The 26,039-nt window shown below is 71.5% G+C and carries 20 protein-coding genes; 11 read left to right on the top strand and 9 right to left on the bottom strand.

From position 1 onward, the window contains the following. Positions 1-25: 25 nt before the first annotated feature. Complete coding sequence (locus D9598_RS03630) at positions 26-802, bottom strand: GNAT family N-acetyltransferase (RefSeq protein ID WP_198365056.1); 777 nt, start codon at positions 800-802, stop codon at positions 26-28. A gap of 123 nt (positions 803-925) precedes the next feature. Here D9598_RS03630 and D9598_RS03625 point away from each other — a divergent pair, with 123 nt between their 5' ends. Continuing rightward, positions 926-1,732, top strand: coding sequence for a ferredoxin--NADP reductase (locus D9598_RS03625; RefSeq protein WP_198365055.1), 807 nt, complete (start codon positions 926-928; stop codon positions 1,730-1,732). 19 nt (positions 1,733-1,751) lie between these two features. On the opposite strand, the gene D9598_RS03620 is transcribed toward D9598_RS03625, so the two are convergent. After that, entirely contained in the window at positions 1,752-2,708 is a 957-nt protein-coding gene (locus tag D9598_RS03620) for a DMT family transporter (RefSeq protein ID WP_370591927.1), read from the bottom strand. A 306-nt stretch (positions 2,709-3,014) separates the two neighbouring features. Between D9598_RS03620 and D9598_RS03615 the strand changes: the two genes are divergently transcribed. The 3 genes from D9598_RS03615 to D9598_RS03605 all read left to right on the top strand — a co-directional run bounded on the left by D9598_RS03615 (position 3,015) and on the right by D9598_RS03605 (position 5,114). Further along, entirely contained in the window at positions 3,015-3,398 is a 384-nt protein-coding gene (locus D9598_RS03615; RefSeq protein WP_198365053.1) for a hypothetical protein, read from the top strand. Between the two features lie 120 nt (positions 3,399-3,518). Continuing rightward, complete coding sequence (locus tag D9598_RS03610) at positions 3,519-4,544, top strand: NADP-dependent oxidoreductase (RefSeq protein ID WP_198365052.1); 1,026 nt, start codon at positions 3,519-3,521, stop codon at positions 4,542-4,544. 135 nt (positions 4,545-4,679) lie between these two features. Next, a complete protein-coding gene (locus D9598_RS03605) occupies positions 4,680-5,114 on the top strand; it encodes a pyridoxamine 5'-phosphate oxidase family protein (protein ID WP_198365051.1) in 435 nt (144 codons plus the stop codon). A gap of 72 nt (positions 5,115-5,186) precedes the next feature. Here the strand turns inward: D9598_RS03605 and D9598_RS03600 are convergent, their stop codons facing one another. Together D9598_RS03600 and D9598_RS03595 are read right to left on the bottom strand one after the other, a co-directional pair. Continuing rightward, entirely contained in the window at positions 5,187-6,620 is a 1,434-nt protein-coding gene (locus D9598_RS03600; RefSeq protein ID WP_198365050.1) for a chlorohydrolase family protein, read from the bottom strand. Positions 6,621-6,828: 208 nt separating this feature from the next. Then, positions 6,829-7,338 carry a nucleoside deaminase gene (locus D9598_RS03595; RefSeq protein ID WP_304621595.1) on the bottom strand — a complete coding sequence of 170 codons (510 nt, stop codon included), beginning with the start codon at positions 7,336-7,338 and terminating at the stop codon, positions 6,829-6,831. A 225-nt stretch (positions 7,339-7,563) separates the two neighbouring features. Here D9598_RS03595 and D9598_RS03590 point away from each other — a divergent pair, with 225 nt between their 5' ends. The 3 genes from D9598_RS03590 (at position 7,564) to purH (ending at position 12,368) form a co-directional block, all read left to right on the top strand. After that, the gene (locus D9598_RS03590; protein WP_198365049.1) at positions 7,564-7,788 is read left to right on the top strand and encodes a zinc-finger domain-containing protein; all 225 of its coding nucleotides are present in this window, start codon (positions 7,564-7,566) and stop codon (positions 7,786-7,788) included. Further along, positions 7,788-10,658 (top strand): DNA polymerase I, encoded by a 2,871-nt coding sequence (polA, locus tag D9598_RS03585; protein WP_198365048.1) that lies wholly within the window; start codon positions 7,788-7,790, stop codon positions 10,656-10,658. The genes D9598_RS03590 and polA overlap by 1 nt, the downstream gene beginning before the upstream one ends. Before the next feature lie 132 nt (positions 10,659-10,790). Next, complete coding sequence (gene purH, locus D9598_RS03580) at positions 10,791-12,368, top strand: bifunctional phosphoribosylaminoimidazolecarboxamide formyltransferase/IMP cyclohydrolase (protein WP_198365047.1); 1,578 nt, start codon at positions 10,791-10,793, stop codon at positions 12,366-12,368. A gap of 58 nt (positions 12,369-12,426) precedes the next feature. Here the strand turns inward: purH and D9598_RS03575 are convergent, their stop codons facing one another. The 3 genes from D9598_RS03575 to D9598_RS03565 all read right to left on the bottom strand — a co-directional run bounded on the left by D9598_RS03575 (position 12,427) and on the right by D9598_RS03565 (position 13,991). Beyond that, entirely contained in the window at positions 12,427-12,783 is a 357-nt protein-coding gene (locus D9598_RS03575; protein WP_198365046.1) for a PRC-barrel domain-containing protein, read from the bottom strand. A 67-nt stretch (positions 12,784-12,850) separates the two neighbouring features. Next, on the bottom strand, positions 12,851-13,399 hold the full coding sequence (locus D9598_RS03570) for a GNAT family N-acetyltransferase (protein ID WP_198365045.1): 549 nt from the start codon (positions 13,397-13,399) through the stop codon (positions 12,851-12,853). Between the two features lie 13 nt (positions 13,400-13,412). Continuing rightward, a complete protein-coding gene (locus D9598_RS03565; protein ID WP_198365044.1) occupies positions 13,413-13,991 on the bottom strand; it encodes a helix-turn-helix domain-containing protein in 579 nt (192 codons plus the stop codon). A 153-nt stretch (positions 13,992-14,144) separates the two neighbouring features. Between D9598_RS03565 and D9598_RS03560 the strand changes: the two genes are divergently transcribed. The 4 genes from D9598_RS03560 to D9598_RS03545 all read left to right on the top strand — a co-directional run bounded on the left by D9598_RS03560 (position 14,145) and on the right by D9598_RS03545 (position 22,004). Beyond that, positions 14,145-15,356: a DNA recombination protein RmuC gene (locus D9598_RS03560; protein ID WP_198365043.1), complete on the top strand. Its 1,212-nt coding sequence runs from the start codon at positions 14,145-14,147 to the stop codon at positions 15,354-15,356. Next, on the top strand, positions 15,353-16,618 hold the full coding sequence (locus D9598_RS03555; RefSeq protein WP_198365042.1) for a nucleoside transporter C-terminal domain-containing protein: 1,266 nt from the start codon (positions 15,353-15,355) through the stop codon (positions 16,616-16,618). Before D9598_RS03560 ends, D9598_RS03555 begins: the two co-directional genes overlap by 4 nt. Before the next feature lie 206 nt (positions 16,619-16,824). Continuing rightward, positions 16,825-20,169 (top strand): glycosyltransferase, encoded by a 3,345-nt coding sequence (locus D9598_RS03550; RefSeq protein ID WP_198365041.1) that lies wholly within the window; start codon positions 16,825-16,827, stop codon positions 20,167-20,169. Continuing rightward, entirely contained in the window at positions 20,166-22,004 is a 1,839-nt protein-coding gene (locus D9598_RS03545) for a hydrolase (protein ID WP_198365040.1), read from the top strand. Before D9598_RS03550 ends, D9598_RS03545 begins: the two co-directional genes overlap by 4 nt. Before the next feature lie 81 nt (positions 22,005-22,085). Here the strand turns inward: D9598_RS03545 and D9598_RS03540 are convergent, their stop codons facing one another. Together D9598_RS03540 and pnp are read right to left on the bottom strand one after the other, a co-directional pair. Continuing rightward, complete coding sequence (locus D9598_RS03540; RefSeq protein WP_198365039.1) at positions 22,086-23,486, bottom strand: nitronate monooxygenase; 1,401 nt, start codon at positions 23,484-23,486, stop codon at positions 22,086-22,088. 158 nt (positions 23,487-23,644) lie between these two features. Then, on the bottom strand, positions 23,645-25,867 hold the full coding sequence (pnp, locus tag D9598_RS03535) for a polyribonucleotide nucleotidyltransferase (protein ID WP_198365038.1): 2,223 nt from the start codon (positions 25,865-25,867) through the stop codon (positions 23,645-23,647). Between the last annotated feature and the right edge of the window lie 172 nt (positions 25,868-26,039).

Below are 26,039 nucleotides of genomic sequence, written 5' to 3'. Positions count from 1 at the left end.
GGCGGCGCGCCCCGACCCCGGGGCCTCAGCCGGCCGCCCCACCCAGATTGGCCCCGCCCAGATTGGCCCCGCTCAGGTCGACCCCGCCCAGGCCGCGCCGGGCCCGCCCGTGCTGGTCGAAATTCGACTCCTCCAGCCAGGCGGCGATGGCGTCGCGCCGGGCCGGCCACTCCTCCTCCAGGATGGAGAACCAGGCGGTGTCGCGCCGCCGCCCCTTGACCACCAGATGCGCCCGGTGCTCGCCCTCGGGCACGAAGCCGAGGCGCGCGGCGGCGCGGCGCGAGGGAGCGTTCAGCGCGTTGCATTTCCAGACCAGGCGGCGGTAGCCGAGGTCGTCCATGGCGTGGCGCATCAGCAGGAACATCGCCTCGGTGGCGGCCCGCGTCCGCTGCATGCGCGGCGAGAACCAGATGTTGCCCAGCTCGATGGCGGCATGGGCGGGCTGGATCTCCATCAGCGTCAGCCAGCCCTGGGCGCGGCCCGAGAGGTGCGGCCGCACCGCCCAGGCGATCGGGTCGTGCGTGGTGCAGAAGCCGCCCAGGAACGTCCGGAAGGGGCCGAAATCCGCGAAGGGGCCGTAGCCCAGATAGGCCCAGCTGTCGTCGGCGCCCCGCACCGCCTCCCACAGCTCCTCCGCGTGGCGCAGGCCGAGCGGCTCCAGCGTGACGCTGGCGCCGCGATGCGGCACGCGGGCGGGCAGGGGCCGGGGCGTGGGGTCCACCGCCGGCCCGAGCGGCGGCGGCCCGACCGCAGCCGATGGGGGGGTTGCGTCGCGAGGTGTGGCGTCCGGGGGCGTGCTCATGATAGGCGAAGGCTCACCGCAACCGCTTCCGCTTGCAAGCCGTGCTTTGGCCCTGCCCTCGCCTTCCGGCCCAAGGCTCCCCTGAGACTTGCCCGGCGCAACGAAAAGGCCATGTCTCCGCCGATGAACGCCGAAACCCGACCCGTCCTCAAATCCGCCCATGCCGCCTATTTCACCGAGACGGTGGAAAGCGTGCATCACTGGACCGAGCGCCTGTTCAGCTTCCGCTGCACGCGCAACCCGGCCCTGCGCTTCACCGCCGGGCAGTTCGTCATGATCGGGCTGGTGGTGGACGGCAAGCCGCTGGTGCGCGCCTATTCCGTGGCCTCGCCGCCCTATGACGAGGGGCTCGAATTCCTGTCGATCAAGGTGCAGGACGGCCCGCTGACCAGCCGGCTGCAGCACATCCGCCCGGGCGACGAGATCCTGGTCGGCCGGAAGTCGGTCGGCACGCTGGTCACCGACGCGCTGCTGCCGGGCCGGACGCTGTGGCTCTATGGCACCGGCACCGGCCTCGCGCCCTTCCTGTCGCTGATCCGGGAGCCGGAGGTCTATGACCGGTTCGAGCGGGTGGTGCTGCTGCACGGGGTGCGGCAGGTGAAGGAGCTGGCCTATGCGGCGATGATCGAGGCCCTGCCGCGGGACGAGGTGCTGGGCGAGCTGGTCGGGGACAAGCTGCTCTACTACCCGACCGTGACGCGGGAGCCCTTCCGCAACCAGGGCCGCGTCACCGACCTGATCCGCTCCGGCAAGCTGTTCAGCGACCTCGGCCTGCCGCGCTTCACGCCGGAGAGCGACCGCATCATGCTCTGCGGCAGCCCGGAGATGCTGGCCGAGACCAAGGATCTGCTGGAGGGCATGGGCTTCGAGGAAGGCGCCAACAGCCGTCCCGGCCATTACGTGATCGAGAAGGCCTTCGTGGAGAAGTAAGGGCGGTCAGGCGGCGCCGTCAGGGCCCCGCCCGCCGCAACCGGGGCTCGGCGGCCACCGGGTTGGCCACCGGGCCCGGCCGCCGCCCGGCCGGCGCGCTCACGATGACGAGGCAGAGGACCACGAGGCCCACCCCCAGCCAGCCGAGGGGCGGCATCCGTTCGCCAACGACGAGCACGGCGAGCCCGGCGGCCACCACCGGCTCGAACAGCGTGATCGTCGTCGCCGTGCTGGCGGCGATGCGCGCGAGCCCGTAGCCGAAGCAGAGATAGCCGAGGAACATCGGCACCGTCGCCATGTAGGCGCCGACCGCGGCGTTGCTCCAGGAGGCGAGGAAGGGCGCGCCGGTCGCGAGCAGCACCGGCAGCAGAAGCAGGCCGCCGGCGCCGAAGGTCGCGCCCATGGCCGCCATCGAGGGCACGCCGTTCCGCATCAGCCGGCGCGCCGTCCAGGAGTACATCGCGTAGGTCAGCCCCGCGATAAGACCCAGCAGGATGCCCGCGACCGGGGAGGCGCCGCCCGGCATCGGGCGCCCGGTCGCCTCCGCCAGGCTCATCAGCAGCATGCCGGCGAGCCCGAGGGCCGCGCCGGTCAGCCAGCGCCTCGTGAGCCTGAGGCCCTCCATCCGGTATTCGATCAGGGCGGCGAGAAGCGGCGCCGAGCCGATGGAGATGACGGTACCGATCGTGACACCCGCCATGCGCATGGAGGCATAGAAGGCCAGCGGATAGACCGCCACGGAGGCGGCGCCCAGGGCGAGGTCGCGCCAGTGCCGCGCGAGGAGGGTCCGCGCCCTGGCGATGCCCGCGCCCGCGACCGCGGCCTGCAGAAGACCGCCAATGCCCATGGCCGCCGCCCCGATCGCGGCGGCGGAGACGCCCGGCGCGAAGGTCGCCGCCGTGCCCGTCGTTCCCCACAGGACCGCCGCGACGAGGATCGCGAGGGCGCCGGACAGGGGTTTTCCCGGGCCGCTCACAGGGCCTTCCCCGGTTCCGCCGCCATGGCTTTCGCCCCGGCGGGCAGGCATCCGTTCCCGTCGAGGCCGGCCCGCGCGCTGAGGTTCAGGGCCAATCCGTATTGCCTCCGTGGAGTGGGTGGACCGGACCACCTAAGGCCGGCGCCGGGGACGCCGCAAGCGCCCTGCTCCCCCCGCCGCCCTGGTTTCGCCGCCTTTGAGAGACATTTGGTTTCCCATCGTATGAGACGGGTCATGGCGCCTCCCCTATCCTCCGGACCGCAGGCAGGCCCTTGGCCTGCCGGGAAGCCAGGAAAGGAAGAGGCGATGCGTCGACTGTTGATGCTGGGTGTGGGCGTCCTCGGGCTGGGGCTTTCGGGCCTGGCCGCCGCCCAGCCCGCGCCGCCGGCCCCGCCGGCCGGTGGCCCCGCCGCCGAGGCGCCGCAGCGCCCGGATCGCGGCCCGATGGGCGGACCCATGGGTGGCCCCATGGGCGGATCGGGCGACCGGGCGGAAGGCCCGCGCCCGCCGCGCGGCCCGCACATGATGCACGGCATGCATCGCCCGCCGCCGCCCCCGCCGGGCTCCAGCTTCTCCTTCCGCCGCGGCGACACGGCGGTGCGCGTCCACTGCTCGGACAAGGAGCCGCTGCAGGCCTGTGTCAACGCGGCCAACACGCTCTTCGACAAGTTCAACGCGACCCCGCGTTGAGCCGGGCGGAGCCCGGCGCCGCCGCCGGGCTCCGGCCTTCCCGCCCGCCATCCGAGGGGGGGGTGCGCCACCGGCGCGGCGTCCCTACCTTTCTCCGGCAACCGCCAGGGATGACACGCCATGACCGCGCCGATGAACCGCCGCTACCTGCTCGCCAGCCGGCCCGAGGGGCGGCCGAAGGCCTCCGACCTCCGCCTCGACACCCAGCCCATCCCGGAGCCCGCCGAGGGCGAGGTCCTGCTGGAAACCCTCTACCTCTCGCTCGATCCCTATATGCGCGGCCGGATGAGCGCCGCGAAATCCTATGCCGCCCCGGTCGAGATCGGCGCCGTGATGGAAGGCGGCACCGTCTCCCGCGTGCTGCGCTCGCGCAACCCGGACTTCACCGAGGGGGAGGTCGTGCTGTCGCATTCCGGCTGGCAGAGCCACGCGCTCTCGGACGGGCGCGGGCTGCGCAGGCTGGACCCGGCCGAGGCCCCCGTCTCCACCGCGCTCGGCGTGCTGGGCATGCCGGGCTTCACCGCCTGGGCCGGGCTGCTGAACATCGGCCGGCCCAGGGCCGGGGAGACGGTGGTGGTGGCGGCGGCCAGCGGGCCGGTGGGCTCGGCGGTGGGGCAGATCGCCCGCCTCCAGGGCGCGCGCGCCGTCGGCATCGCCGGGGGCGCGGCGAAATGCGCCTTCATCCGGGAGGAGCTGGGCTTCGACGCGGCGATCGACCATCGCGCGCCCGATTTCCCGGCGCAGCTCGCCGCCGCCTGCCCGGAGGGCGTGGATGTCTATTTCGAGAATGTCGGCGGCGCCGTGTGGGACGCGGTCTTCCCGCTGTTCAACGAGTTCGCCCGCATTCCGGTCTGCGGCCTGATCGCGCAGTACAACAGCACGGGCGAGTTCCCCGGCCCGGACCGGCTGCCGGTGCTGATGCGCCAGGTGCTGTCCCGCAGCCTCACCATCCGCGGCTTCATCCAGAGGGAATTCGCGAAGCAGATGCCGGAATTCCGCCAGCAGATGGCCGGCTGGATCCGCGAGGGGAAGGTGCGCTACCGCGAGGATGTGGTGGAGGGGCTGGAGGCGGCGCCGGAGGCCTTCATCGGCCTGCTGGAGGGGAAGAACTTCGGCAAGCTGCTGGTGCGCGTGGCACCGGAGTGAGGGCTGGCGCGGGCCGGCCTCGCCGGGCGGCGGGAACCGGCCCGCGCCCTGCGATCCGGCATCGATGGCCATCCCGGGTCAACCGGAAGCGGCGGCCATGCGTTCGGCATCCGGATACCCCCTGGGAGAATGCCGATGCGCCAGATGACCCTGTCCGAGCTGTCGAAGTCGATGCGCAGCATCGACTTCTGCATGCTTTCGACCCACGCCGCGAGCGGCGACATCGCCGGCCGACCGATGAGCAACAACGGCGATGTCGAATACGAGGGCGATTCGTACTTCTTCACCCTGGAGACGACGCACACGGTCGAGGATATCGAGCGTGACCCGAAGGTCGCCCTCTCCTTCACCGGCAGCAAGGGCATGCTCGGGCAGCGGCCGCTCTTCATCGCGGTCGAGGGGAAGGCCGAGCTGATCCGGGACAAGGGCGCCTTCGAGGCTCATTGGACCAAGGAGCTGGACCGCTGGTTCGAGCAGGGTATCGAGACGCCGGGCCTCCTGATCGTCAAGGTCCATGCCACCCGCATCACCTACTGGGACGGCACGGAGGAGGGCGAGGTCACCCTTTGACGGCCAGGGCTTCTGACAGCCAGGCTTCCCGGGCGGGGCCAGCGCGCGCGCCGTCCCCCGCCCGGCCCCGCCTCAGCCCTTGAAGGCGGGGAAGGAGGAGGGCGAGAGCTGCTCGATGTCGCGCCCGGCCCAGTCGCGCGACTTCATGCCCGCCCACATCGCCTCGGCGCCCTTCTGCACCGCGCGCCCGAGTTCCACCGGATCGTAGCCCGGCACCACCTGGTCCTGCATCACCACGCGGCCGTCGATGATGGAGGTCTCCAGATCCTCGGCGGTGGCCGAGAAGACGATGTTGCGGATCGGGTCGCGCAGCGGCGTCATGAACAGCGACTCGCCGCCCCAGATCAGCAGGTCGGCCTTGGCGCCGGGCGCGATGCGGCCGAGGTCGTCGCGGCCGAGCGCCCTGGCGCCGTTCAGGGTCGCGGCGTTGAACACGTCCGCCGCCGTGGCGACCTGGGTGCGCCGGTCGACGATCTTGCTGACCACCGAGGTCCAGCGCATCGCCTCGATCATGCTCTGCGGGCAGGTGTCGGTCGCGATGGTCATGTTGACGCCGCGCGCCTGGTAGCGGGCGAAGCTCTCCATGGCGATGCCGCGCCGCGCGAACACCCACACCGCATGCGCGACATTGGCGCCCGTGTCGGCCAGGATGCCGATATCGTCGGCCTGGTAGTTGGCCCAGCTGCTCTCGCCCGGAATGATGCAATGGCCGAGGATGCAGCGCTCGGACAGGAAGTCGATCCTCTGCAGCCACTCGATCGGCGTGCAGCCATGGCGGCGCGTCATCTCGTGGAATTCGGGCACGGACTGGCTGACATGCAGCGCCAGCGGCACGCCCATGGCCTTCGACGCCTCGGCCGAGCGGCGCAGCAGCGCCTCGGAGCAGGTGTCGATCTGCATCGGCGTCAGGAAGCCCTTGATGCGGCCGCCCTCGCGCCCGTCCACGCGCTCGATGAAGTCGATCGCGGCATCCATGGCGCCGACGCCGTCATCCTCGGTCCACTCGTAGTCCACGGTGCGGCCGTTGTTGGTGTACCACCGGCCGGAGCGGTAGCCCTGGCCGATATAGGCGCGGATGCCGCAGCGCGCCGCGTGCTCGGCCACCACGTCGCCATGCCGGCCGATCTCCATGATGGTCGTCGTGCCGGTGCGCAGCAGCTCGGGCATGGAATAGGCGATGCAGGCGCGGCGCGCCTCCTCGGTGATGGCGCCATCGCGCGCCGAGAGGAACTCGAACAGGCCGGAGAGGTAGAACTGCCGCGGGCCGCGATCCTCGACGAAGCTCTTGTCGAGCGGGCTCTCCGACAGATGCGCGTGGGTGTTGATGAAGCCGGGCGTCACCACCTTGCCGGCGGCGTCGATGGTCTGGTCCACGGTCCCGTCGAAGTCGCGGCCGACATGCAGGATCTTGTCGTCCTCGACCACCACCACCCCGTCCTTCAGATGGCGGTGCCCGCCATCCTGGCAGGCGATGATGTGCGAGGCGCGGATCAGCGTGCGGGCCATCGGGCATTCTCCATCTGGGCGGAAAGGGAAGCCTTTCCCAGCCACGGGGCAGGGTCAATCGGGGGCGCCGCGTTTCACCGCTTTCCCGGGCCGCGGGATGCGGGCACGGCCTGAAACCGGGCGGAAGCACCGGTCCAGGAAACCCCCCATGCCCTTCGCCCGCCCGCAGGGCGATACCGGCCGGCACGCCGCGCCGGCGCCGCCGGCGTCAGGCCGCGTCCCAGGGCGCCTCCCAGGGAAAGGCCCGGATGATGCGGACCGCCTCCTCGCGCCGCAGGTCCTGCACCACCTCGACCGCCGGCCAGTCCGGCTGCCGGTTCTGCCACGCCGCCACCCCCGGCAGGCCGAGGCCCAGCACCGGGCGGGAGCCCGGCACGTCGCTGGCGCGCGCCGCCACCACCACGCGCGGAATGCCGAACTGGGCGATCACGGTGCTGCACATCAGGCAGGGCTCGCAATTGGTGTAGAGCGTGCAGCGCCGCAGGGCCGCCGCGCTGCCGAGCCGCCTCCAGGCGGCGCGGAGGGCCATCACCTCGCTATGCGCCGAGGGATCGCGGTCGGCGCGCACCTGGTTGTGGCCCTCGCCCACCACCAGGCCGCCCGGCGCGCCCTCCGGGTCCACCACCACCGCGCCGAAGGGCGTCTGGCCGCGCGCGGCGGCCCGTTCCGACTGCGCCAGGGCGAGGCCCATGAAGGCCGCGTCGCGATCCTGCTGCATCTTTCCCCTCCGCCCCTCTCCGCCTTGCCGGGATGCCGCCGCGTCCGGCCCGGACTATTCGTATCGAGTCCCGCCGCCAACCGCGAGGGTGCGATGCGGCCCCCCCGCCGCCGGCCGGCCTCGGAAGCGGTCTTCAGGGGACGGTCCCGCCCCCGCTGGCATGCCGCCGCCCGAGGCCCTATGGTCCGCCCACCTTGCCAGCCTTCCGGATGGAACCCCCTTGCCATGCGTGACGCGAACCTGACCGGCTATGCCCCGATGCTGCTGCCCGGCGTGACCCCCGAGGACCTGACCGAGGTGCAGTCCCGCGTCGTCGCCTGCAACAATGGCGGCGGGGCGCTTGGCCACCCGACCGTCTATCTCCGCATCGAGGACCGGCAGGTCACCTGCCCCTACTGCTCCCGGACCTATGTCCTGGCCGAGGGCGCGGGCGACGACGGGCACCACTGATGGCCGGCGCGGAAGGAACCGTCCCGTCCGGGATCCTGGCCGAGGCCCCGAAGGAGGCCGAGCCGCACCTGATCCTGGTCGACGGCTCGGGCTACATCTTCCGCGCCTTCCACGCCCTGCCGCCGATGACGCGGCCGGACGGGGTGCCGGTGAACGCCGTCTTCGGCTTCACCAACATGCTGGGCCAGTTCCTGACCCGCCATGCCAGCACGCATATCGCGGTGGTCTTCGACGCCTCCCGCGTCACCTTCCGCAACCAGATCTACGACCAGTACAAGGCGCACCGGCCCGAGGCGCCGCCGGAGCTGGTGCCGCAGTTCGCCCTGATCCGCGAGGCCACGGCGGCCTATGGCGTCGCCTGCATCGAGTTGGAGAACTACGAGGCGGATGACCTCATCGCCGCCTATGCCCGCGGCTTCGAGGCGCTGGGCGGGCAGGTGACGATCGTCTCCTCCGACAAGGACCTGATGCAGCTCGTCCGTCCCGGCGTGCAGCTGCTGGACCCGATCAAGCAGAAGCCGATCCGCGAGCCGGACGTGCTGGAGAAGTTCGGTGTCCCGCCGGAGAAGGTGGTGGACGTGCAGGCGCTGGCCGGCGACAGCACCGACAACGTGCCCGGCGTGCCCGGCATCGGCATCAAGACCGCCGCGGCGCTGATCACCGAGTATGGCGACCTGGAGGGGCTGCTGGCCGCGGCGCCGCAGATCAGGCAGCCGAAGCGGCGCGAGGCGCTGATCGCGCATGCCGAGCTGGCGCGGATCAGCCGCCGGCTGGTGCAGCTCGATGCCGCGGCGCCGCTGCCGCGCCCGATCGACGACCTGCTGGCCCGCCCGCCGGAGCCGGGCCGGCTGGCCGGCTTCCTGCGCGAGCAGGGTTTCCGCTCGCTGCTGCACCGCATGGGGCTGGACGGCGACGCGGCGCCGGAGAGCGCGCCGGTCAGCCGGCCGCGCTTCGTGCCGCAACTGCCGGAGCCGGCGCCGGGCGCCACCACCGAGATCACCCCCGCCGCCGATGCCGCGCCCTTCGGCCCCTACGAGACGGTGACCGACGCGGCGGGCCTCGCCCCCTACCTGGAAGCGGCGCGGGCCGGCGGCCTGCTGGCGATCGACACCGAGACCGATGCGCTGGACGCGCTGCGGGCCAATCTGGTGGGCCTCTCGCTGGCCGTGGCGCCGGGCCGCGCCTGCTACATCCCGTTGCGCCACGGCCCGCCGCCGGGCACCGGGGACATGCTGCAGGCCGCGCCCGAGGCGCCGGCGCAGATGACGCAGGAGGCGGTGGTCGAGGCGCTGCGGCCGCTGCTGGCCGATCCCGCCATCCTCAAGATCCTGCACAACGCCAAGTACGATCTGGAGGTGCTGGGCCGGCCCGAGCACGGCGCCCTCACCCTCGATCCGGTCGATGACACCATGCTGATCTCCTACAGCATGGATGCCGGCCGGCACGGGCACGGCATGGACGAGCTGTCGCTGCGCCATCTCGGCCACCGCCCGGTGTCCTTCGACGAGGTGACCGGCACGGGCCGCGCCCGGATTCCCTTCAGCCAGGTGGCGCTCGACAAGGCGACGGCCTATGCCGCCGAGGATGCCGATGTCACGCTCAGGCTCTGGCACGCGCTGCGGCCGCGCCTGCTGCCGAACCGGGCCCTGGCGCTCTATGAGCAGGTGGAGCGCCGCATGGTCGGCGTGCTGCGCGAGATGGAGGTCGCCGGCATCCGGGTGGACGGCGCCGAGCTGGCCCGCATCGGCGAGGATTTCGGCCAGCGCATGGTGACGCTGGAGCAGGAGATCCATGGCCTCGCCGGCAAGCCCTTCAATGTCGGCTCCCCGAAGCAGCTGGGCGAGATCCTGTTCGACGAGATGGGCCTGCCCGGCGGCAAGCGCGGCAAGGCCGGCGCCTGGGGGACGGATGCCGCCGTGCTGGAGGATCTCGCCGCGCGCGGCCATGAACTGCCGCGCCGGGTGCTCCACTGGCGCCAGCTCGCCAAGCTGAAATCCACCTATGTCGAGGGGCTGGCGGCGCAGATCGACAAGCGCGACGGCCGCGTCCACACCGATTTCTCCATGGCCGTCACCTCCACCGGCCGGCTCTCCTCGACCGAGCCCAACCTGCAGAACATCCCGATCCGCACCGAGGAGGGGGCGCGCATCCGCCGCGCCTTCGTCGCCGAGCCGGGGCATGTGCTGCTGGCCGCCGACTATTCGCAGATCGAGCTGCGGCTGCTGGCCCATCTGGCCGACGTGCCCTCGCTGCGCGAGGCCTTCGAGCGCGGCGAGGACATCCACAGCCGCACCGCCGCCGACATCTTCAACCTCGACCCCGCGAAGGTGGACCGGGAGGCGCGGCGCCGGGCCAAGACGATCAACTTCGGCATCATCTACGGCATGTCGGCCTTCGGCCTGGCGGCGCGGCTCGGCATCGGGCCGGGCGAGGCGCGCGGCATCATCGAGGCCTATTTCACCCGCTACCCCGGCATCCTGGAGGAGATGGAGCGGCTGAAATCCGAGGCGCGCGAGCGCGGCTATGTCGAGACGCCCTTCGGCCGCCGGCTCTGGATCGACGGCATCCAGGCGCGCGAACAGGCGCGGCGCGGCAATGCCGAGCGCGCCGCCATCAACGCTCCCTTCCAGGGGGGCGCGGCCGAGATCATCAAGCGCGCCATGGTGCGCATGCCGCTGGCGCTGCGCGAGGCGGGCCTCGCCGCGCGGATGCTGCTGCAGGTGCATGACGAGTTGCTCTTCGAGGTGCCGGAGGCGGAGGTGGAGGCGACCTCCGCGGTGGTGCGGCAGGTGATGGAAGGCGTCGCCCAGCTGCGCGTGCCGTTGAAGGCCGAGATCGGGTTCGGGCCGAACTGGGGCGTGGCGCATTGAGGAAAGGCGCAGGGCGACGCCCTCACTGGCCCCGCTGACGCACCCCAGCCCCGCGCCGCTCCCGGTTGAGCCTTGCGCGCCAAGGGTCTATCCCGCGCCCGATGCTGTGACTGCCGGAAAGGTTCGCCCCCCATGGCCGATATCGTGACCATCCGCCGCGCCCTGATCTCGGTGCATGACAAGACCGGGCTGCTGGATTTCGCCCGCTTCCTCGCCGGCAAGGGCGTGGAGATCCTCTCGACCGGCGGCACCGCGCGCCTGCTGCGCGAGGCCGGACTGCCGGTGAAGGACGTCTCCGACCACACCGGCTTCCCCGAGATCCTGGACGGCCGGGTCAAGACCCTGGTGCCGCAGATCCATGGCGGCCTGCTCGGCCGCCGCGACGATGCGGGTCATGTGGCGCAGATGGCGCAGCACGGCATCGCGCCGATCGACCTGCTGGTCTCCAACCTCTACCCCTTCGAGGCCACCGTCGCGAAGGGCGCCTCCCATGGCGAGACGGTCGAGGAGATCGACATCGGCGGCCCGGCCCTGACCCGCGCGGCGGCCAAGAACCATGCCGATGTCACCGTCATCACGGCGCCGGAGCAGATGGCCGAGGTGCAGGCCGAGATCGAGCGGCAGGGCGGCCCCGGCCTGGCCACCCGCCGCCGCCTCGCCGCCGCCGCCTTCGCCCGCACGGCGGCCTATGACGCCGCCATCTCCGCCTGGTTCGCCGAGGGGCTCGGCCAGGAGTTCCCGCCGCGCCTGGCCGCCGCCGGGGTGCTGCGGCAGACGCTGCGCTACGGCGAGAACCCGCACCAGCGCGCCGCCTTCTACACCGACGGCTCGAACCGCCCCGGCATCGCCACCGCCGAGCAGGTGCAGGGCAAGGAGCTGTCCTACAACAACCTGAACGACACGGACGCCGCCTTCGAATGCGTCGCCGAGTTCGAGCGGCCGGCCATCGTCATCGTCAAGCACGCCAATCCCTGCGGCGTGGCCGAGGGCGCCGATCTCGCCGGCGCCTGGGAGCTGGCGCTGCGCTGCGACCCGGTCTCGGCCTTCGGCGGCATCGTCGCCGCCAATCGCAGGCTCGACGCCGCGGCGGCGGAGCGCATCTCGGCCATCTTCACCGAGGTGGTGGTGGCGCCGGACGCGGATGAGGCGGCGCGGGCCATCTTCGCCCGCAAGAAGAACCTGCGCCTGCTGCTGACCGGCGGCCTGCCCGACCCGGCGGCGCCGGGCCGCCTGCTGCGCTCCGTCTCGGGCGGCTTCCTGGCGCAGTCGCGCGATGCCGGCCGCGTGGCGCCCGAAGGGCTGAAGGTGGTGACGAAGCGGGCGCCGACGGAGCAGGAGATGGCCGATCTGATCTTCGCCTTCCGCGTCTGCAAGCACGTGAAGTCGAACGCCATCGTCTATGCCCGCGGCGGCGCCACGGTGGGCGTCGGCGCCGGGCAGATGAGCCGGGTGGATTCGGCGCGCATCGCCGCCTGGAAATCAGCCGAGGCGGCCAAGGCGGCCGGGCTGGAGGCGCCGCTGGCGCATGGCTCGGTGGTCGCCTCCGACGCCTTCTTCCCCTTCGCGGACGGGCTGCAGGCGGCGGCGGCGGCCGGCGCCACGGCGGTGATCCAGCCGGGCGGCTCGATCCGCGACAACGAGGTGATCGCGGCGGCGGACGAGGCCGGCCTCGCCATGGTGCTGACCGGCATGCGCCACTTCCGCCACTGAGCGGCGGAACCGGACAAGTCGGCCGGGAGAGGAGTCCCCCCCCCTCCCGGCCGCGCCCTCAGTCGCGGTAGTCGATGCCCGGCAGGCTCTTCACCTGCTCCTCGGTCATGTCGATCGTCACGCGCCGCTCGCCGGGCTTGAGGCTGAGCCTGTTCAACGGCACCGAGACATACTTGTCCGTCATGCCGAGCCGGCCCTCGACCTCCACCACGGTGGTGACGATGCGCCCGCTCGCGGTGTCGATCACCAGGTCCTCGACCTCGCCGATCTCCTTGTTGTCGGTGCTGTAGACATCGCGGTCCATCAGCTGCTTGGCGCGGATCTGGCCTTCTTCGATCCGCATGCCGCCGCTCTGCGCGAAGGCCAGCCCGGGCAGGGCCATGGCGAAGCTGGCGGCGAGAATGATCTGGCGCATAAGCCCATGTTTCCTTTCAGGTTCTTATGGGCGGTCAACGTCGCCCCGGTGGCCGGGTTGCATATTTTTAACCCTTGCCAACCAGCCCCACGTCCGGCGGCGCTCCGCCGAGGGCGCGGTACATGAAGGTGGTGGCGCACCGCCCCCCGGGCTCCAGCGCATAGCCGGGCACCTGGCCGACGGCGATCCAGCCCAGCGCGCGATAGAGCCGTTCCGCCGCCTCGCCGCTCTTGGTGTCCAGCACCAGCAGGTCGCGCCCCTCCTCGCGGGCCAGCGCCTCCAGCCGCAGCATCAGCGCCCGGCCGACGCCCTGCCGCCGGGCCGCGGGATGCACCATCACCTTCGCCACCTCGGCGCGGTGCCGGCCGTTCGGCAGGCCGGCCAGGACCAGCGAGGCGGTGCCGGTCACGGCGCCCCGCCCATCCCGTGCCAGGAGCATCCGCCGCTCGCCCGTGGCGAGGGCGCCGGCGAGCCCATCCCAGTAGGCCGCCGCCTCGGCCGGCCGCATCGGCGGGAGGAAGCCGATGCTGGCCCCGGCCTCAACGCAGGCGACCAGCAGCCCGGCGAGGCCGGGCAGGGCCGCGGGCAGGGTCCCGGCGGTCAGTTCCTCGATCATGGCGGCGGCTCCTTCAGGGCTGGCAGATGGCCAGGACGTAGCGCGCGGCGGCGCCTCCGGCCGGGCAGTGGAAGCGGTTCGGGCCGTGCAGGCGGTAGCGCAGGCAATCGCCGGGGGAGAGGCGGTGCGTCACCGGCCCGATCGTCAGCTCCAGCGCACCCTCCAGCAGCCAGAGGTGATGCTCCAGCCCCGCCAGGGGCGGGGCGGCATAGGCGATGGCGGCACCCGGCGGCAGCAGGCCTTCCAGCAACTCGCCGCGCAGGCCCGGCCCGGGCGGCGAGACGGCGCGGCGGCGGAAGCCGGTCTCGGGATCGGTCCAGCGCGGCTGCGCGGCGGCGGGGAGGAGGTCGGGCGCGGCCTCCTCCACCTCGGCCATCAGCCGCGACAGGGTCAGGCCATGGACGGCGCAGAGCCGGCCCAGCATGGCGGCGGTCGGGCTGGCCTCGCCCCGCTCCAGTCGTGACAGGGTGGCGCGGCTGATGCCGCTCCGCTCCGCCAGCTGGTCCAGCGACAGGCCGCGTGCCGCGCGCAACTGCCCCAGCCGGGAGGCGATGCGGGCCTCAAAGGGATCGGGCGCCTCGACATCTCTCATGGATGAGAAAATCTCTCATCAGAGAGATATCGTCAAGCCGGACCACCCGTCCGGCCGCGGGTGGGAATCCTTGGGCGAAACAAGGCTATAGCCCGTTTCCCCCGTCCCCGGCGCGGCAAAGCGCTCTAGGATGGGCGCGTCACGGAGTCGCTCATGCCCGATTGGTTGCTGCCCCTGGCCTGTCTCGCCGTGCTGATCACCCTGGGTCTCCTGGCGGTGGCGCTGCGGCGCCCCACGGCGGCCCCGGCCGCGGAGGGCTTCATGCTGCTGGCCGGCAAGCTGGAGGCCCTGGCCGGCACGCAGGAACGGCTGGCCGGCATGACCGCCGAGCGCCTGGCGCAGCAGGACCGGATGCTGGGCGAGCGGCTGGAGGAGACCACGCACCGCCTGGCCCAGGCGCTGACGGCGCAGAACGAGAAGCTCGCCGCCGCCAACCTGGCCGTCCACCGCGCCCTGGCGGCGCAGAACGAGCGGATGGACGCGGCGCTGGCGGCGCAGAACGAGAAGCTGGCGCGCAACCTCTCGGAGCAGGCCCGTCAGGCGCAGGAGACGGCCGGGCAGATCCAGGAGCGGCTCGCCGTCATCGACGCGGCGCGGCAGAACGTGGAGGCGCTGGGCGGGCAGGTGAACAGCCTGACCGCCATCCTGGGCAACAAGCAGTCGCGCGGGGCCTTCGGCGAGATGCAGCTGCGGCAGCTGATCGAGGACCGCCTGCCGCCGGATGGCTTCTCCTGGCAGCACACCCTCTCGACCGGCGCGCGATGCGACTGCCTGATCCGCCTGCCCTACCCGCCCGGCCCGGTCGCGGTGGACAGCAAGTTTCCGCTGGAGGCCTGGACCGCGCTGCGCGAGGCGGAGGACGCCCCGGGCCGCGCCGTCGCCGCCCGGCAGTTCAGCGCCGACATGCGCCGCCATGTGGACGACATCGCCCGCAAGTACCTGATCCCCGGCGAGACGGCGGAGGCGGCGATCCTCTTCGTCCCCTCCGAGGCGGTCTTCGCCGAGCTGCACACCGGCTTCGCGGCGCTGGTGGACGAGGCGCAGCGGCGCCGGGTCTATGTCGCCTCGCCCACCACGCTCTGGGCCATGCTCTCCGCCATGCGGGCGCTGATGCAGGATGTCCGGATGCGGGCCCAGGCGGGGCGCATTCAGGAGGAGGTGGCGAAGCTGATGGTTGACCTCACCCGGCTGAACGAGCGCGTCGGCCGTCTGAAGGCGCATTTCAACCAGGCGCAGGACGACATCCGCCAGATCGACATCACCACCGACAAGATCCTGCGCGCCGGGGCGCGGATCGAGGCCGTCGAGGTGGAGGAGGAGACCCCCCGGGGGGAGACGCTGCCGCAAGCGGCGCTCGGCGCGTGAGCGGGCTGCAACTGCAGTCGGGCCTCGGGCTGCTCGGCCTCGCGGCCCTGGCCTGGGCCCTGGGCGGCTTCCGCCGCCCGGTCCCCTGGCGCATCCTGCTGGCCGGGCTGGCGCTGCAGGTGGCGCTGGCGGCGATGCTTCTGCACCTGCCGCCGCTGCGCGCCGCCTTCGCCGCGCTGGGCGAGGCGGTGACGGCGCTGAACCGGGCGACCCAGGCCGGCACCGCGCTGGTCTTCGGCTATCTCGGCGGCGCCCCCCTGCCCTATGCCGAGATCCGGCCGGGGGCCAGCTTCATCCTGTTCTTCCAGGCCCTGCCGCTGATCCTGGTGGTGGGCGCGCTCTCCGCCCTGCTCTACCACTGGCGCATCCTGCCCCTGCTGGTGCGGGGCATCTCGGCGGTGCTGCGCCGCGCCTTCGGCCTGTCCGGCGCCTGCGGCTTCTCGGTCGCCGCCAATGTCTTCGTCGGCATGGTCGAGGCACCGCTGCTGATCCGCCCCTGGCTGGCGCGGCTCTCCACCGCCGAGATGATGATCGTCATGACCGCGGGGCTCGCCACCATCGCCGGCAACATGATGGTGGTCTACGCGACGCTGCTCGCGCCGGTGGTGCCGGACGCGGCGGGCCAGCTCCTGGTGGCGAGCCTGATCAGCGCCCCCGCCAGCGTTCTGGCCGGCGCGTTGATGCGCCCGCCCCGGGCAGGCACCGATTCCGGCTCCGGCGCGCCGCCCGCCGCGGAGGAGGCCCATGCGCCCCGCCTCTATGACAGTTCCATGGAGGCCCTGGTGCGCGGCACGGCGGACGGGCTCTCCCTGCTGCTCGGCGTGATGGCCAGCCTGATCGTCTTCGTCGCGCTGGTAACGCTGGCCGACATGATCCTGCAACCGCTGACCGGCTGGTCGCTGCAGGCGCTGTTCGGCCTGCTGTTCCGGCCACTGGCCTGGCTGATGGGCATTCCCGGCGAGCATCTGGCGACCGTCGCCGGATCGCTCGGGCTCAAGGTCGTGCTGAACGAGTTCGTCGCCTATCTGCAGCTCGCCACCTCGGGCGGGCTGGGGCTGGACGATCGCAGCCGGCTGATCCTGACCTACGCGCTCTGCGGCTTCAGCAACTTCGCCTCCCTCGGCATCATGCTGGCCGGCATGACGGGGATGTGCCCCGAGCGGCGGGGCGACATCCTGGCGCTGGCCTGGCCCTCGCTGGTGGCGGCCAACCTCGCCTGCTGCATGACGGGGGCGGTGGTGGGGCTGTTGACGGTGCCGTGAGCGGCGGGAAGGCTCCGCGACGGTAGCTTTCCCTTATGCGATCTGCCAATGACAGACGGGCTGGAGAGGACGTCCTGCCCTGTTGCGGAGCTGGCGCGGCGCGCTGGCCAGGGGCCTGTCCGGCCGGCCGCAGGTCAGTCGTCATCGCGATGCCCGCAATCGGATGATGGGCGTCGAGCCTGTTTCGTCCCGGTGAGAGGATAGGAATGTCGAGCACTGCTCTGCCACGCGTCCCGGCGCCCGGCGCCCTTCCGGCCGGTCCGGCCCCGACATCCCTGCCGCACTGCTTCAGCCCCGCCTCCTTCTGGTCGCCCCTGCATGTGGTGGAATCCGCCTGGCTCGAGCATGCCCCTTTCGCCTTCTGGCTCGTCGAGGCGCTGCAACCGCGCAGCCTGGTGGAGCTCGGCACGCACAACGGCTACTCCTTCCTGACCTTCTGCCAGGCGGTGCAACGGCTCGGCCTGCCCACCGCCTGCTACGCGGTGGACACCTGGGAGGGTGACGAGCATGCCGGCTTCTATGGTGGCGAGGTCCATGCCGAGCTTTCCGCCACGGTGGAGCGCCACTATGCCGGCTTCACCCGCCTGCTGCGCTGCCGCTTCGATCAGGCGCTGCCCTATTTCGCCGATGGCAGCATCGATCTGCTGCATATCGACGGCCGCCACACCTTCGAGGATGTGAGGGAGGACTTCGAGTCCTGGCGGCCGAAACTGTCGCGCCGGGCGGTGGTGCTGTTCCACGACACCAATGTGCGCGAGCGCAACTTCGGTGTCTGGCGCTTCTGGGAGGACCTGTCGCAGCAGCATCCGAACTTCGAGTTCCTGCACGGGCACGGCCTCGGCGTGCTGGCGGTCGGCCCCGAGGTTCCGGACGGCCTGCGCGCCCTGCTGGGCGCCTCGCCGGAGGAGGTGAGCGCCATCCGCGCTGCCTATGCCCATCTGGGTCATGGCGCCACCCATCAGTTCCAGCTGGAAGTCACGCGCCGGCAGCTCGGCCAGGCCCAGGCGGCGGAAGCGACCCAGGCCGCCGCGCACCAGGCCCACCGCCTGGCCGCCCAGGCCGAGGCCGACCAGCTGCGGCGCAGCCTCGCGGCGCAGCAGGCCGAGGCGGAGCAGCTTCGCGGCGAGACGGAGCGGCTGCGGGACAGCCTGGCCGCCGAGCAGGCCGCGCTGCGGGCGCAGGCCGAGCACTGGACGGCCACGGCGCAGGCCCAGGCCGAGCGCTGGGCCGCTGATCTCTCGGCGCAGCAGGCCGCCAGCCAGGCCGAGATCGAGGCCCTGCGCGCGGCGAACCAGGACAGCGGAGCCGCCCTGGCCCTGGCGCGGGACGAGGCGTCCCGGCTGGAGCGCCAGGCCGCCGAGCTGCGCGAACAGGCCGAGGAGCAGCACCGGACCCTGCAGGAGCTGCGCCAGGCCCTGGCCGAGCGCGAGGCCATGCAAGCCGACCTGCAATCGGCCTTCGCCGCCGTGATGGCGCAGGTCTCGCAATCCGAGCAGAGCCTCGCGGAGCTGCGGCAGAGCACCCTGTGGCGCCTGACCGGCCCGCTGCGGGAGGGGCTGACGCGGATGCCGCAACCCCTGCGTCTGACGCTGCGGCGCTTCGCCAAGGCGACCTGGTGGGCGGCGACGCCGCACCGCATGCCGCAGCGCCTGGCCTTCCTGAAGGCGCGCCGCGAGCTCCTGGCGGCGAACCTGCTGTCCACGCCCGTGGCGCCGGCGGCGGCACTGGAGATCCCCCCGGAAACCACGCAGGAGGCCGCGCCCGCGCCGCTCATGGCGCTGGCCCCGGCCGCCGCCGCGCCCGCCCACCTGGCCTTCCATCCCGCGCCGCCGGACAGCGGCCCCGACCGCATGGCCTACCGCAACGGGCGCTATGCCCTGGAGGCGCAGGATGGCGGCTATATCTATGTGCCGCCGGCCCCGCCGCCGGATCTCGACCGGCGCCTCGCCGCGCTGCCGCGCCGGCCGCACTTCTCGATCGTGGTGCCGACCTACAACACCACGACCGACCTGCTCTCGCGCCTGCTCGCCTCCGTGAAGGCGCAATGGTATCCGGACTGGACCCTCATCCTGGCCGATGACGCCAGCCCGAAGGCGGAGACGCGCGACTTCCTGCGCGGCCTCGACGATCCGCGCTACCACGTCATGCTGCTGGAGAAGAACAGCGGGATCTCCGGCGCCACCAACGCGGCGATCGAGCAGGCCAAGGGCGATTATGTCGTCTTCCTCGACCATGACGACGAGCTGACCGAGGACTGCCTCTGGGAGCTGGCGCTCCGCATCGCGCAGGACGATCCCGATTTCCTCTACAGCGACGAGGACAAGATCGACGAGCAGGGCCGCTTCTGCCAGCCCTTCTTCAAGCCGGACTGGTCGCCCGACACGATGATGAGCACCATGTTCACCTGCCATGTGAGCTGCGTGCGCCGCAGCCTGCTGCGCGAGGTGGGGCCGCTCAACTCCGAGTTCGACGGCAGCCAGGACTGGGACCTGATCCTGCGGGTCACGGAGCGCGCGCGGCGCATCGCCCACATCCCCAAGGTCCTCTATCACTGGCGCATCATCCCGAGCTCGGTCGCGGCGGACATCTCCGCCAAGCCCTATGCCGTCCTGGCGGGCCAGCGCTGCCGCGAGGCCGCCATGCAGCGCCGCGGCACGCCGGGCCGGATGGAGCCCGTCGAGCAGATGTTCGGCTATTTCCGCGCCCGCTACGACGTCCGCGGCAATCCGCTGATCTCGATCATCATCCCGAGCCGCAACAATGGCGCGGTGCTGCGCCGCTGCGTCGATTCCATCGACGCCACCAGCAGCTGGCGGAACTTCGAGTTCATCATTCTCGACAACGGCTCCGACCAGGCGGAGACCCTGGGCATCCTGAAGGCGCTGGAGCAGCGGGACGGGACGCGGGTGATCCGGCACGACGCGCCCTTCAATTACTCCGAGCTCAACAACATCGGCGCGCGCGCGGCGCGGGGCGAGATCCTGCTGTTCCTGAACGACGACACCGAGCTGCTGACGCCGGACGGTCTGGAGCGGATGGCGGGATACGCGCAGCAAAGCCACATCGCCGCGGTCGGCGCCAAGCTCCTCTACCCGGAGACCCGGCGGGTCCAGCATTCCGGCCTGATCAACCTCGCCTGCGGCCCCTGCCATGCCCTGCATGGCGAGACCGCCGATGCCTTCGGCAACTTCATGCGCAACCTGCTCGAGTACAACTGGGTCGCCGTGACGGGGGCCTGCATGATGATCGAGCGCGGCAAGTTCGAGGCGGCCGGCGGCTTCGACGAGACGTTTCCCGTCTCCTACAACGATGTCGATCTCTGCTTCCGTCTGCTGAAGCAGGGGCTTTATCACGTGGTCTGCCCGTCGGTGCACCTGCTGCACCATGAATCGCTGAGCCGCGGGCAGGACCACGAGGTGCCCGAGCGCCGCGCCCGCCTCGATGCCGACCGCTACCGCCTCTATGCCGCCCATCCGGACATGCTGATGCACGACCCCTTCCACAATCCGAACCTGCATCCCGAGAACGTGCATTTCGCGGTGCCGGCATGAGCGAGGCGCCTCTCGCGGCGCGCCCGCCCGCGCAGCAGGACCCCCTCCCCGCCGCCTGGCCGGAGCATCTGCGAGATCTGCCGGCGCTGATCGAGGCCGCTGGGCTGGTCTCCTTCGACTTCTTCGACACGCTCTTCATCCGGCCCCTGGCCGATGCCGAGGACGCCTTCGACATCCTGGGCGAGAGCCAGGGCATCGCCGAGTTCCGCGCCCGCCGGCGGGCGGCGCAGGCGGGCGCCTTCCGGGTCATGCAGCAGGAGAAGCGCGGCGAGATCGACCTCGACGGCATCTACCGCTGCTTCGACGGCCTGCCCGACGCCGCCGCCATCCGCGACGCGGAATATGTGCTGGAGCAGGAGATCACCCTGCCCAATCCGGAGATGATCGCGGTGTTCCGCGCGGCGCTGGCGCAGGGCAAGCCGGTCGTCGTCACCTCCGACATGTACCTGCGCGCGCCCTGGTTCACCGCCCTGATGCGGCGGCACGGGCTGCCCGAGGTGCCGCTTTTCATCTCCGCCGACCGCGACTGCACAAAGCGCGACTTCGGCGCCCTGTTCGACCTGCTCTCCGCCGAGACCGGCGTGCCGAAGGAGCGGATCCTGCACATCGGCGACAATGCCGCCTCGGATATCGGCAAGGCGCGGGAGCGGGGACTGGTCGCCTTCCACTACCGCGAGCCCCGGCTGCCGCCGCGGTGCAAGGGCATCTCGCCCGCCGCCTCCCTGGCCCGCGCGCTGATCCGCAACCACCAGCAGGAGGTGCCTCCCGGCAGCCTCCGGGAGCTGGGCTTCCAGAAGGGCGGGCCCGCCGCGCTCGGTTTCCTCGACTGGATCGCCGGCGCGGCGCGACGCGACGGCATCGAGCACATCCTTTTCGTCTCCCGCGACGGTCACATCCTGCGGCGGATGGCGGAGCAGGTGCGGCCAGAGGAGCTGCCGCCGTCCTCCTATCTGCTGGGCTCGCGGGTCGCCTTCACCCTGGCGGCCATGACCCCGGCCAATTTCGAGAGCCACCTGCCCTTCCTCCTCTCCGGCGCCGACGGCCTCTCGCCGGCCGAGCTGCTGGCGCGGATCGACGTGCCGGCGCCGGGCGCCAGCGTCCTGCGCGATCTCGGCCTGGGGCCGGAGACGCGGTTCCGGCACGACCAGCCGGAGCCGATGCGCGGCCTGCTCAAGGCCTGGCGCTGGGAGATCCTGAAGATCGCCCGCCGCAACCGGCGCGGCCTGCTGCGCCACCTCCTGGAGCTGGGCCTGCGGCCGGGGCAGCGTGTCGCGCTGGTCGATGTCGGCTGGAACGGTACCACGCAGGAGGCCTTCGTCGCGGCGCTGCGCGGCCTCATGCCGCTGGATGTGACCGGCTACTACTTCTGCCTGGCGGACAGCGAGGATGCCCGCCGGCGCCGTGCCCTCATGCCGATGGAGTCCCTGGTCGGCCCGGACAGCGTGCCGCCCGGGATGCTGGCGGCCATCCACGCCAACCGCGTCGCGGCGGAGTTCTTCTTCTCGGCGCCGCATGACCCGGTGATCGGCTACAGGGATGATGCCGGGGGCGTGGTGGCGGTGGAGGATCCCGGCCGCGCGCCCACCGACGGCATCCAGGCGATGGCGCGGGAGCTGGAGGAGGGCATGCTGGACTTCGCCCGGCACCACACCGGCTGGACGCGGCGCCTGGGGCTGCGCGCGGATCCGCTGGGCCTCGCCATGCCGCTCCTGGAGGAGATGGCGGACGGCAGCTGGGCCGACCATCCGCGGCTGCGCCTGGTGAGGAACTTCGATTCCTGGGCCAGCTCGGCCAACCACACCATGTGGCTGACGGATTACGCGGCGCGCCCCTAAGCCGGCATCAAGGAGCCGGCATGAAAAAGGGGGAAGGCCCGGCGGACCTTCCCCCCTTTCTGCTCTCCGGCCGGGGCCGCCTCAGCGCCCCGACATGATCCGCTCGACCAGCTGCCGCACTGTCGGGATGAAGCCGTTGGAGTAGAACGGGTCCTGGCCGAAGCGGTAGGCATTGTGGCCGGCGAACATCAGGTTGTGCTCCACCGCGCCATCATGCGCGATGTCCTGCAGCGTCTTCTGGATGCAGAAGCTGCGCGGGTCGGCGCGCTTGCCGTTGTTGTAGTCCGGGCCATGCTGCGTCCAGTTGGAGAAGCGGCAATGGGACAGGCAGCCCATGCAGTCCGTCTGGTCCTTCAGGATCTCGCGCGAGTTCTCGGGCGTGACGAAGACCAGCGTGTTGTCGGGCGTGCGCAGCGCCTCGGTATAGCCCTGGGCCTCCCAGTGGTGCACGCGCTCCAGATCGCCCGGCGCCAGCCAGACCAGCCGCTTGCGCGGCCCGACACCGTATTCGGCGGTGTGCTCGCCCACCGGCTCGGGGCTGATCGCCACCTGCCGCTCGTTGCGGGCCTCGAGATCCCGCAGGAAGTCGTTGCGCACCGCCGAGGAATAGAAGCCGGTCGGCGAGAAGGGCTGCAGCAGCACGTCGCCGGGCTTCAGGGTCAGCAGCCGCTGCTTCCAGGCCTCGCTGATCGGGGATTCGCGGGTGAGCAGCGGCCGGGTGCCGAACTGGAAGGCGACCGGCCCGAGCTCGGGATTGTCGATCCAGTCCTCCCACTCCTCCAGCCACCAGACGCCGCCGGCCATGATGATCGGCACATCGCCCAGGCCGAACTGGCGCATCTGCTCGCGCAGCTTGCGGACGCGCTCATAGGGCGCCTCGGGGCGGTTCGGGTCCTCGGAATTGGACAGGCCGTTGTGCCCGCCCGCCAGCCAGGGGTCCTCATAGACCACGCCGCCCAGCAGCTCGGAGACCTTGCTGTAGCTGCGCTTCCACAGCGCCGTGAAGGCCCGGCCGGAGGAGACGATGGGGTAGTAGAAGGTGTTGAACTCGCGGGCGATCTCGGCCAGGCGATAGGGCATGCCGGCGCCGCAGGTGATGCCGTTGATCAGGCCCCGCGCGCCTTCCAGGACACCGCGCAGCACCCGCTCGGCGCCGCCCATCTCCCAGAGCACGTTGATATGGACCCGGCCCTGGCCGCCGGCCCGCTCATGGGCCTCGCGCGCCTGGGCGATGCCGCCGGCGATGCCGTAGGCGACCAGCTCCTCGTGACGGTCCCGCCGGGTGCGGCCGTGATAGACCTGCCGGATGACATGGCCGTCCGCGTCATAGCTGTCGGCGTTGACGCCCGAGAAGGTGCCGACGCCGCCGGCGCCCGCCCATTCCCCGCAGGAGGCACCGGTGGACACGGCCACGCCCTTGCCCCCCTCCACCAGCGGAAGCACGTCCACACCGCCCATACGGATCGCGTTGATTGCCTTCACCGCAGTTCTACCGTCCCAGAAACGAATTTCACGATAGCGTCATTTAAGGCCGGCCGCACGTATTCCGAGGGCCGGCCCGGTAATTTTTGGAAATGTGATGTGAGCGTGGCGGCCCCTCCCGAGGGAAGGCCACCGCCACGTCCAGCCGGACCGAAGCCTCAGTCGGCCGCGTGATCGCGGCGGGGGCGCCGCTCGCGCCGCTCGCCACGGGGCTCGCGCTCGCCGCGCTCGCCGGCGTCGCCGCCCTCGCCACCCTCGCGGGGACGGCGGGCGCCGACCTGCTCGGTGATATCGGCACCGCTGGCCTGATCGACAACCCGCATGGACAGCTTCACCTTGCCGCGGTCGTCGAAGCCCAGCACCTTCACCTTCACCTTGTCGCCCTGCTTGACGATGTCGGTGGTCTTGCTGACGCGCTCGTTGGCCAGCTCGGAGATGTGCACCAGCCCGTCCTTGGCGCCGAGGAAGTTCACGAAGGCGCCGAAATCGGCGGTCTTCACCACGGTGCCGTTGTAGATCTGGCCCACCTCGGGCTCGGCGGTGATGCCGCGGATGCGGTCGATCGCCGCCTGGGTCGCCTCGGGGCTGGTCGACGCGATCTTGATCGTGCCGTCATCCTCGATGTCGATCTTGGTGCCGGTGGTTTCGACGATGTCGCGGATCACCTTGCCGCCGGTGCCGATGACCTCACGGATCTTGTCCTTCGGCACGTTGATGATGGTGATCTTGGGCGCGTTGGAGGCGACATCGGTGCGGGCGCCGGTCAGGCCCTTCGCCATCTCGCCCAGGATGTGCAGCCGGCCGCCCTTGGCCTGCTCCAGCGCGATCCGCATGATCTCGGGCGTGATCGAGGTGATCTTGATGTCCATCTGGAGGGAGGTGATGCCCTCCTCCGTGCCGGCCACCTTGAAGTCCATGTCGCCGAGGTGGTCCTCGTCGCCCAGGATGTCGGAGAGGACGGCGAAGCCCTTCTCCTCCTTGATCAGGCCCATGGCGATGCCGGCGCAGGGGCGCTTCAGCGGCACGCCGGCATCCATCAGCGACAGCGAGGTGCCGCAGACGGTGGCCATCGAGGAGGAGCCGTTCGACTCCGTGATCTCCGACACGACGCGCATCGTGTAGGGGAAGGTCGACTTCTCCGGCAGCAGCGGGCGGATGGCGCGCCAAGCGAGCTTGCCATGGCCGATCTCGCGGCGGCCGGGGCTGCCCATCCGGCCCGTCTCGTTCACCGAGTAGGGCGGGAAGTTGTAGTGCAGCATGAAGTTCTCGCGGTACTCGCCCGCGAGCTGGTCGATGATCTGCTCATCCTGCCCGGTGCCCAGGGTCGCGACGCAGAGCGCCTGGGTCTCGCCACGGGTGAACAGCGCCGAGCCATGCGCGCGCGGCAGCACGCCGACCTCGGCCACGATCGGGCGCACGGTCCTGGTGTCGCGGCCGTCGATGCGGATGCCGGTGTCGAGGATGGCGTTGCGGACCACGTCCGCCTCCAGCTCCTTCAGCAGGCCCTTGGCCTGCGCGGCCTCGTCCTCGCTGAGCTGCGCCAGGATCGCCTTCTTGGCCTCGCCCACCTTGCCGTAGCGGACGAGCTTCTGGGTCTCCTTGTAGGCCTCGGCGATCGAGACGCGGCCCAGCTCGGCCAGCTTCGCCTTGAGCGCGACGGTCTCGGCGGATTCCTCCGGCAGGTCCCACGGCTCCTTGGCGGCGCGCTCGGCCAGCTCGATGATGCCCTCGATCACCGGCTGGAAGCCCTGGTGGCCGAAGTTCACGGCGCCCAGCATGTCGTCCTCGGACAGCTCCTGCGCCTCGGACTCGACCATCAGCACGCCCTCGGCGGTGCCGGCCAGCACCAGGTCGAGCTTGGAGGTCTTCATCTGCTCGAGCGTCGGGTTGAGGACATAGGCGCCCTCGATCAGCCCGACGCGGGCGGCGCCGACGGGGCCGAAGAACGGGATGCCCGACAGCGTCAGCGCGGCGGAGCAGCCGACCATGGCGACGATGTCGGGGTTGTTCTCCATGTCATGCGACAGCACCGTCGCGATGACCTGCACCTCGTTGCGGAAGCCCTCGGGGAAGAGCGGGCGGATCGGCCGGTCGATCAGGCGCGAGATCAGCGTCTCGCTCTCCGACGGGCGCCCCTCGCGCTTGAAGAAGCCGCCGGGGATCTTGCCGGCGGCGAAGGCCTTCTCCTGATAGTTCACGGTGAGCGGGAAGAAGTCCTGCCCCGGCTTCACGCTACGGGCACCGACCACCGTGCACAGCACGATGGTGTCGCCGAGGCGCGCCATCACGGCGCCATCCGCCTGCCGCGCGACCTTGCCGGTCTCCAGCGTCAGGGTCTTGCCGCCCCAGGCGATGTCCTTGCGGAAGTAGTTTTCGAACATGGATCGTCCTTGCATCGCGGCCCGCCTTCACGATGGCGGGCCCTGCGTCGCGCCGCGCGGCGCGGTGGCCGGCGCGGCAATGCCGAAAGGGCGATGCGGGATGGCCAGTGCCGGACCGATCTCGCCCCCGGGACAGCGTCCCGGTGGCTTCCGGCGTCTCGGGCGGCATGGA

Origin of the sequence: Roseomonas sp. KE0001, assembly GCF_016107285.1 — a bacterium.
In the GTDB taxonomy this organism is placed as follows: domain Bacteria; phylum Pseudomonadota; class Alphaproteobacteria; order Acetobacterales; family Acetobacteraceae; genus Pseudoroseomonas.
This window is presented reverse-complemented; position numbering and strand designations above follow the sequence as displayed.

Excerpts from the sequence above, each read along its gene's own strand:
- D9598_RS03630 (WP_198365056.1), bottom strand. The coding sequence starts at position 802 with ATGAGCACGCCCCCGGACGCCACACCTCGCGACGCAACCCCCCCATCG.
- D9598_RS03625 (WP_198365055.1), top strand. The coding sequence starts at position 926 with ATGAACGCCGAAACCCGACCCGTCCTCAAATCCGCCCATGCCGCCTAT.
- D9598_RS03615 (WP_198365053.1), top strand. The coding sequence starts at position 3,015 with ATGCGTCGACTGTTGATGCTGGGTGTGGGCGTCCTCGGGCTGGGGCTT.
- D9598_RS03610 (WP_198365052.1), top strand. The coding sequence starts at position 3,519 with ATGACCGCGCCGATGAACCGCCGCTACCTGCTCGCCAGCCGGCCCGAG.
- D9598_RS03605 (WP_198365051.1), top strand. The coding sequence starts at position 4,680 with ATGCGCCAGATGACCCTGTCCGAGCTGTCGAAGTCGATGCGCAGCATC.
- D9598_RS03600 (WP_198365050.1), bottom strand. The coding sequence starts at position 6,620 with ATGGCCCGCACGCTGATCCGCGCCTCGCACATCATCGCCTGCCAGGAT.
- D9598_RS03595 (WP_304621595.1), bottom strand. The coding sequence starts at position 7,338 with ATGCAGCAGGATCGCGACGCGGCCTTCATGGGCCTCGCCCTGGCGCAG.
- D9598_RS03590 (WP_198365049.1), top strand. The coding sequence starts at position 7,564 with ATGCGTGACGCGAACCTGACCGGCTATGCCCCGATGCTGCTGCCCGGC.
- polA (WP_198365048.1), top strand. The coding sequence starts at position 7,788 with ATGGCCGGCGCGGAAGGAACCGTCCCGTCCGGGATCCTGGCCGAGGCC.
- purH (WP_198365047.1), top strand. The coding sequence starts at position 10,791 with ATGGCCGATATCGTGACCATCCGCCGCGCCCTGATCTCGGTGCATGAC.
- D9598_RS03575 (WP_198365046.1), bottom strand. The coding sequence starts at position 12,783 with ATGCGCCAGATCATTCTCGCCGCCAGCTTCGCCATGGCCCTGCCCGGG.
- D9598_RS03570 (WP_198365045.1), bottom strand. The coding sequence starts at position 13,399 with ATGATCGAGGAACTGACCGCCGGGACCCTGCCCGCGGCCCTGCCCGGC.
- D9598_RS03565 (WP_198365044.1), bottom strand. The coding sequence starts at position 13,991 with ATGAGAGATGTCGAGGCGCCCGATCCCTTTGAGGCCCGCATCGCCTCC.
- D9598_RS03560 (WP_198365043.1), top strand. The coding sequence starts at position 14,145 with ATGCCCGATTGGTTGCTGCCCCTGGCCTGTCTCGCCGTGCTGATCACC.
- D9598_RS03550 (WP_198365041.1), top strand. The coding sequence starts at position 16,825 with ATGTCGAGCACTGCTCTGCCACGCGTCCCGGCGCCCGGCGCCCTTCCG.
- D9598_RS03545 (WP_198365040.1), top strand. The coding sequence starts at position 20,166 with ATGAGCGAGGCGCCTCTCGCGGCGCGCCCGCCCGCGCAGCAGGACCCC.
- pnp (WP_198365038.1), bottom strand. The coding sequence starts at position 25,867 with ATGTTCGAAAACTACTTCCGCAAGGACATCGCCTGGGGCGGCAAGACC.